7 protein-coding genes are annotated in these 6060 nt (G+C 64.5%); 2 read left to right on the top strand and 5 right to left on the bottom strand.

Going from position 1 to position 6060, the window contains the following annotated elements; genetic code table 11:
• Positions 1-561: 561 nt before the first annotated feature.
• Positions 562-1671, bottom strand: coding sequence for a DUF2336 domain-containing protein (locus AC630_RS04155; protein WP_074117204.1), 1110 nt, complete (start codon positions 1669-1671; stop codon positions 562-564).
• Positions 1672-1773: 102 nt separating this feature from the next.
• On the bottom strand, positions 1774-2475 hold the full coding sequence (locus AC630_RS04150; protein ID WP_074117203.1) for an RluA family pseudouridine synthase: 702 nt from the start codon (positions 2473-2475) through the stop codon (positions 1774-1776).
• Positions 2476-2697: 222 nt separating this feature from the next.
• Here AC630_RS04150 and ftsY point away from each other — a divergent pair, with 222 nt between their 5' ends.
• Together ftsY and AC630_RS04140 are read left to right on the top strand one after the other, a co-directional pair.
• Complete coding sequence (ftsY, locus tag AC630_RS04145; RefSeq protein WP_074117202.1) at positions 2698-3645, top strand: signal recognition particle-docking protein FtsY; 948 nt, start codon at positions 2698-2700, stop codon at positions 3643-3645.
• Between the two features lie 2 nt (positions 3646-3647).
• Positions 3648-4250, top strand: a complete 603-nt coding sequence (locus AC630_RS04140; protein ID WP_074117201.1) for a septation protein A — start codon at positions 3648-3650, stop codon at positions 4248-4250.
• Between the two features lie 191 nt (positions 4251-4441).
• Here AC630_RS04140 and AC630_RS04135 read toward each other — a convergent pair whose 3' ends face one another.
• The 3 genes from AC630_RS04135 to AC630_RS04125 are packed head-to-tail and all read right to left on the bottom strand — an operon-like array spanning position 4442 to position 6017.
• On the bottom strand, positions 4442-5035 hold the full coding sequence (locus AC630_RS04135) for a DsbE family thiol:disulfide interchange protein (RefSeq protein WP_074117200.1): 594 nt from the start codon (positions 5033-5035) through the stop codon (positions 4442-4444).
• Positions 5032-5229 (bottom strand): heme exporter protein CcmD, encoded by a 198-nt coding sequence (ccmD, locus tag AC630_RS04130; protein WP_083636117.1) that lies wholly within the window; start codon positions 5227-5229, stop codon positions 5032-5034. The genes AC630_RS04135 and ccmD overlap by 4 nt, the downstream gene beginning before the upstream one ends.
• Positions 5226-6017: a heme ABC transporter permease gene (locus AC630_RS04125; RefSeq protein ID WP_074117199.1), complete on the bottom strand. Its 792-nt coding sequence runs from the start codon at positions 6015-6017 to the stop codon at positions 5226-5228. Before AC630_RS04125 ends, ccmD begins: the two co-directional genes overlap by 4 nt.
• Between the last annotated feature and the right edge of the window lie 43 nt (positions 6018-6060).

Here is a 6060-nt window from a genome sequence, read left to right as displayed (position 1 = left end):
AAAGCGCCACCCCGCCAAAGAGAGTTTGAATGAGAACGGCCAACTCCGCGCCAGAAATGAACTTGCCGAAGAAATTTCCGGTCAGCGCCTCCATGAGGCCAAAACCCACGGCACCAATGGTTGCGAAAATAATTGGAGCGGGAATCGTCGATCTTATAAATTTCAACATATCATCGCTCGCAGTTAGATAAAATTGATGCCCAGTCTCCTGCAGGCACGAATGCGGCTATCGCCGCACACCCCTTAGTTGTGTAACAAAATCGTCCTAACGCTGGGTAATCGTTGGAGTGTTATCCGATCAGATTGGATCGTGTAGTGCTCTAGAAACCCACTCCGCCGTCATTCCGGGACGATCCTCGGGCTGTGCGAAGCGCTGACCGAGGAGCAGGGGCGGACGGAGCACTATCTGCCGGTGGCAGTTGCTGGTGAACGAGTTGGAAGTGTCGTGCCGCTACGGATCACCGGCAGTAATGGCGAGCGGCTGACCACATAATTCCCTGTCGTCGCCCGGTTTGGCCGGGCGACCCAGTACGCCGCGGCTTCTCTAGCAAATAGCGCGCCCTACGACGCCCGCACCTGCCAAAACCGCAGCGTCCGCCGTGCGTTCTCCGGCGTCATTCGCGCAAAGTGGCCCTGTGCTCTCGCAAGGTCCGCCGGCTTCATCGCGCCGGTGGCGAAGCGGCTTTCGAGGACGGCGGCGGTGGTTTCCCAGCTGAGCTCCGCCGCCTTGCACGGCACCAGCAGGCCGTCCTCGCGCAGGCTTTGCATCAGCGGGCGAATCACCTCGACGGTCGATTCTGACAGCGCCGCCAATGCAGCGACGGCTTCTTCGTAGCGTCGCTGCCTGGCGAAGCCGAGCAGCGTGGCCTCGCTGAGCTGGCCTATCGCTTTGAGATTTGCGATGGCGCGCTTGGCGCCTTCGAAGTCGCGCACGGCTGACATCTCGCGCTCGACGCCGACAGTGACAGCGGCGATCGCGTTCCGGATTTCCTCGAACAGATGTGGCGGTGCGCGCGACAGCAGGCGGGTGCGAACCGCATCCGTTGCCGAACGCAGCAACCGGCGGCGCTGCTCGGAGGGCAGGTCGACGCGGACACCGACGCTCACGGCGAGCTCCGGATCTCTTTCGGCCTGTCCGACGATAACGGCAAATCCGTTTCCGGAAACGCGCGCGCCGGGATTGGCGGCAAGCCGCCGGCTGACGCTGGGATAGCGGCGCGCCAGCAGCGCATCGGTGACGATCTCCTTGAGCCACCAGCGGCCGGCGACCGCGAGCAGATGCGGCTCACCCTTGGATGATGCGATCTTCACCAGCTCGCCGTCGTCGAGGCGCGCGGATTCCTGCAGCACGGGGCCGGCGATGCGAATCTCGTCGTTGTTGGCGAGGCGGCGGATCACGGAAGGCGGGGCCTGGGCGATTGGCGCGAGCTGTGCGCTGATCTCGGCGAGCGCGACGCGCGCGCCCATGTCGGCGATGGCGCGCAGCTCGATGGTGCCGATCAGGCGCTCGAGCACGTCGTCAAACAGTGCGATCTGCTCGTCGCTGAAGCTGCTTGCGGAGGAGAGGAACAGGTCGGTGACGCGCCGGGCCGTTTCAAGGCCTTTTTCCGCCGAGCCTATCCGAATCGCGGATTCGACCTCGTCGATGATCGATAGCTTGGCGTTCAACATGACGCGTGCTCGTCCTGAGCGGATTGACGGAAGCTTGTTCTAAGCAATCGCAATCATTAGAGACGAGCACTGAACGTTTCGTAAACCATGCCCCGGGGCGGGCTATTCTCCGTTCCAGCCGCAGGCGCGGAGCCGCTCGTGCATGTGGGGCGGGGCCGGTGCCACCACGCGAATGGGTTCCTTGTTCCGGGAGATCGGCACCACGATCTCGCGGGAATGCAGGTGCAGCCGCGGCTCGCCGAAGCGCGGGCCGTTGCCGTAAATGTTATCGCCGAAGATCGGCCAGCCGGTCGCGGCCGAATGCACCCGCAATTGATGGGTCCGGCCGGTCACCGGTTCCATGGCGAGCCAGGTCAGGCCGTCGCCCCGGCCCATCACTTTCCAGTTGGTGACCGCCTTCTGGCCCTCGGGATCGGGTTTCTGCCACCAGCCGCGTTCGGCATTGAGCCGGCCGAGCGGCATGTCGATGATGCCTTCGTCCTCGGCAGGGCCGCCCTCGACCACGGTCCAGTAGGTCTTGCCGATCTTGCCATGCTTGAACAGCAGGCCGAGCGAGGCCGTCGCTTTCCGGTGGCGGCCGAGCACGAGACAACCGGAGGTGTCCTTGTCCAGCCGGTGGGCCAGCACCGGCGGCCGCGGCAGGCCGAAGCGGAGTGCGTCGAACGATGCTTCGAGGTTCGCGCCGCCCTTGGGGCCGCGATGCACGGGCAGGCCCGCCGGCTTGTCGATGACCAGCATCAGCCCGTCGCGATGGAGCACGCGCGCCAGGATCTCGTCGGCGGTCAATTCGGGAACATCGAGCAATTGCAGGACTTTCGGTCAAGACTTTCGTTTACGGGCCGGAACGGCTAACACACCAGTGCGGTGGATTTGGCATTCGCTCGGCGGCTGCCGCGAAATGCGAAGCGAATGCCAAATCCAGGGCCGCACTGGCAACAATATTTTCTCGTGCCGCTCTTCGATTTGAAGTTCCTAACCGGACTTGCGGCAAGAGAGTAGGAACTTCAAATCGTCGGCACGAGCATCATGAACGATACCACCCCCGAGACCCCCAAGCTGAGCTGGTGGCGCCGCCTTTCCAACGGGCTGAAGCGCACCTCGTCCTCGCTCGGCACCGCGGTCGCCGATCTCGTCACCAAGCGCAAGCTCGACCGCGCCATGCTCGACGACATCGAGGACGTGCTGCTGCGCGCCGACCTCGGCACCCAGGTCGCGGTGCGGATCGCGGACGCCGTCGGCACGGGGCGCTATGACAAGGCGATCTCGGCGGACGAGGTCAAGGACGTCGTCGCGACCGAGGTCGAGAAGGTGCTGGCGCCGGTCGCCAGGCCACTCGAGATCGACGCGGGCAAGAAGCCGTTCGTCATTCTCGTTGTCGGCGTCAACGGCTCCGGCAAGACCACCACCATCGGCAAGCTCTCGCAAAAGTTCGCATCCGAAGGCCGCAAGGTGATGCTGGCCGCCGGCGACACCTTTCGCGCAGCGGCCATCGAGCAGCTCAAGGTCTGGGGCGAGCGCACCAATACACCGGTCATCGCCGGAGCGCAGGGATCGGATTCGGCCAGCCTCGCCTTCAGCGCGCTGACGGCGGCAAAGGAGCAGAACATCGATGTGCTCCTGATCGACACCGCCGGGCGGCTGCAGAACAAGTCCGAGCTGATGAACGAGCTCGAAAAGGTCGTGCGCGTCATCCGGAAGGTGGACGACACTGCGCCGCATGCGGTGCTGCTTGTGCTCGATGCCACCGTCGGCCAGAACGCGCTGTCGCAGGTCGAGGCCTTCCATCGCATCGCCGGGGTCACCGGCCTCGTGATGACGAAGCTCGACGGCACGGCGCGCGGCGGCATCTTGGTGGCGCTCGCAGAGAAATTCAAACTGCCGGTGCATTTCATCGGCGTCGGCGAAGGCGTCGAGGATCTCGCGCCGTTCACCGCGCGCGATTTCGCACGCGCGATTGCCGGAATCGAAAGCTGAGAATGGACAAGACCCAGCCGCATCCGCTGTTCAAGCTGGCGACCGAGCTCGGTCCGCTGCTCGTCTTCTTCTTCGTGAATGCGAAGTTCAATTTGTTCGCCGCGACCGGCGCCTTCATGGTTGCGATCGTCGCGGCGATGGCCGCCTCCTACGTGGTGACGCGCCACGTCCCGATCATGGCGATCGTGACAGGCGTGATCGTGCTGGTGTTCGGCACGCTGACGCTGGTGCTGCACGACGAGACCTTCATCAAGGTCAAGCCGACCATCATCTATGGCCTGTTCGCGGCGATCCTCGGCGGCGGTCTTCTGTTCGGCCGCTCCTTCATCGCCGTGATGTTCGACCAGATGTTCAACCTGACCCCGCAGGGCTGGCGCATCCTCACGCTGCGCTGGGCGCTGTTCTTCGCCGGCTTGGCAGTGCTGAACGAGATCGTCTGGCGCACCCAGAGCACGGACTTCTGGGTGAACTTCAAGGTGTTCGGCGTGACGCCGCTGACCATGATCTTCGCCATCGCCCAGATGCCGCTGACCAAGCGCTATCACATCGAGCCGGTGTCGCTGGAGACGAGCGAGGCCGAGGCGGGGGACGTGAGGAACAGGTGACGGTCTCTCCGCGACGTGGACTTGAGGCGCCGCCACATACTCCGGTGTCATCGCCCGACTTGATCGGGCGATCCAGTATTCCAGTGACAGCAGTGAATTAGGGAGAAGCCGCGGCGTACTGGATGCCCCGGTCAAGCCGGGGCATGACGGCGGTGTGTGGGGCCGGCTTGTTTCGCTGACAGCGACGGCGATCAGCTCCCCGCCTTCAGCGCCTTCTCCATCTGCGGCAGCAGCACCGTCCGCAAATTGTCCGGCGTGATCGGCCCGACCAGCTTGTAGACGATGGTGCCCTCGCGTCCGACGACGAAGGTTTCGGGCACGCCATAGACGCCCCATTCGATCGAAGCGCGGCCATTGGTATCCACGCCGACGCGGCCGAACGGGTTGCCGTAGCGGCCGAGGAAGCGCCGTGCGTTGTCGGGCGCGTCCTTGTAGTTGATGCCGACGAGCTGGAAACGCGTGTCCTTGGCGAGCTCGGTCAGGAGCGGCGCCTCGTCGTGGCACGGCACGCACCAGGACGCCCAGACATTGACCAAGCTCACCTTGCCCTTGAAGGCGGCGGGGTCGAGCCCGGGCACCTGTGCGTTGTCAGCCTGCAATCCGTCGAGTGGCGGCAGCGTGGTCTGCGGCGCCGGCCGCCCGATCAGTGCGGAAGGAATCCGCGAGGGATCGCCGCTGCCGAGCCGGAACCAGAACAACAGCGCGAGCCCGATAAAGGCGATCAGCGGCAGCACCATCAGGAAGGTGCGGCGCGGCGGCGGAGCAGAAGTCGATTGATCGTTCATGTGATCGTTCTTGACGTATCCATCGCGCTGCGGCCTGAGCGGCGGGTGATGCCGCTGCGTTCGAGGTCGCGCAGGCGCCGGGTCTGGCTGCGATAATCGAGCACGATCCAGCCGATCAGGATCGCCACCACGATGGCCGCAGCCGCGTAGGACGTCATGATGAAGGACGCGTAAGGACCGAGCGACATCGTCATGCGGCCCCAACTTCTTTTGACGCGTTTTCTTCACGCGAACCGGCGCCCACTTCGCTCGAAAACGCGATACGGCTCGCCTGCATCATCTGCAGGGAGCGGACGCGGCGGCGCAGGATCTCGTTGCGCATGGCCGCGACGTGCAGCGTAACGAATAGCAGCGTGAATGCGACCGCCATCACCAGCAGCGGGATCAGGAACGATTTGTCGAGCGTCGAGCCGCCCATGCGCATCACCGAGGCCGGCTGGTGCAGCGTGTTCCACCAGTCGACCGAGAACTTGATGATGGGCAGGTTGATCGCGCCGACCAGTGTCAGCACGGCGGCGGCGCGCGCTGCGCGGGAGGGATCGTCGACCGCGCGCCACAGCGCCATCAGGCCGAGATACATCAGGAAGAGAATCAACACCGAGGTCAGCCGCGCGTCCCATTCCCAATAGGTGCCCCACATCGGCCGGCCCCACAGCGATCCCGTGAGCAGCGCGAGGAAGGTGAAGGCGGCGCCGATCGGTGCGGCCGCTTTCGCGGCGACGTCGGCGAGCGGGTGCCGCCACACCAGCGTGCCGAGCGAGGCGATGCTCATCACGCCCCACACGAACATCGACAGCCACGCGTTGGGCACGTGAATGAACATGATCTTTACGGTCGCGCCCTGCTGATAGTCGTCGGGCGCGTAGGCGGACTGATACAGGCCGATGGTGAGCAGGATGACGGTCGCGGCCGCAAGCCACGGCAACACCCGCGCCGAGAGCGCGAGGAACCGTGTCGGGTTGGCGAGGTCGATCAGCGTCATGGTATCCTGATAATCACCGGTGGCCGCTCAGGCAATCAGCACG

The organism is Bradyrhizobium sp. AS23.2 (assembly GCF_001908185.1).
In the GTDB taxonomy this organism is placed as follows: domain Bacteria; phylum Pseudomonadota; class Alphaproteobacteria; order Rhizobiales; family Xanthobacteraceae; genus Bradyrhizobium.
Note: the sequence above shows the minus strand (reverse complement) of the source record. Positions and strands in the feature narration are given on the sequence as shown.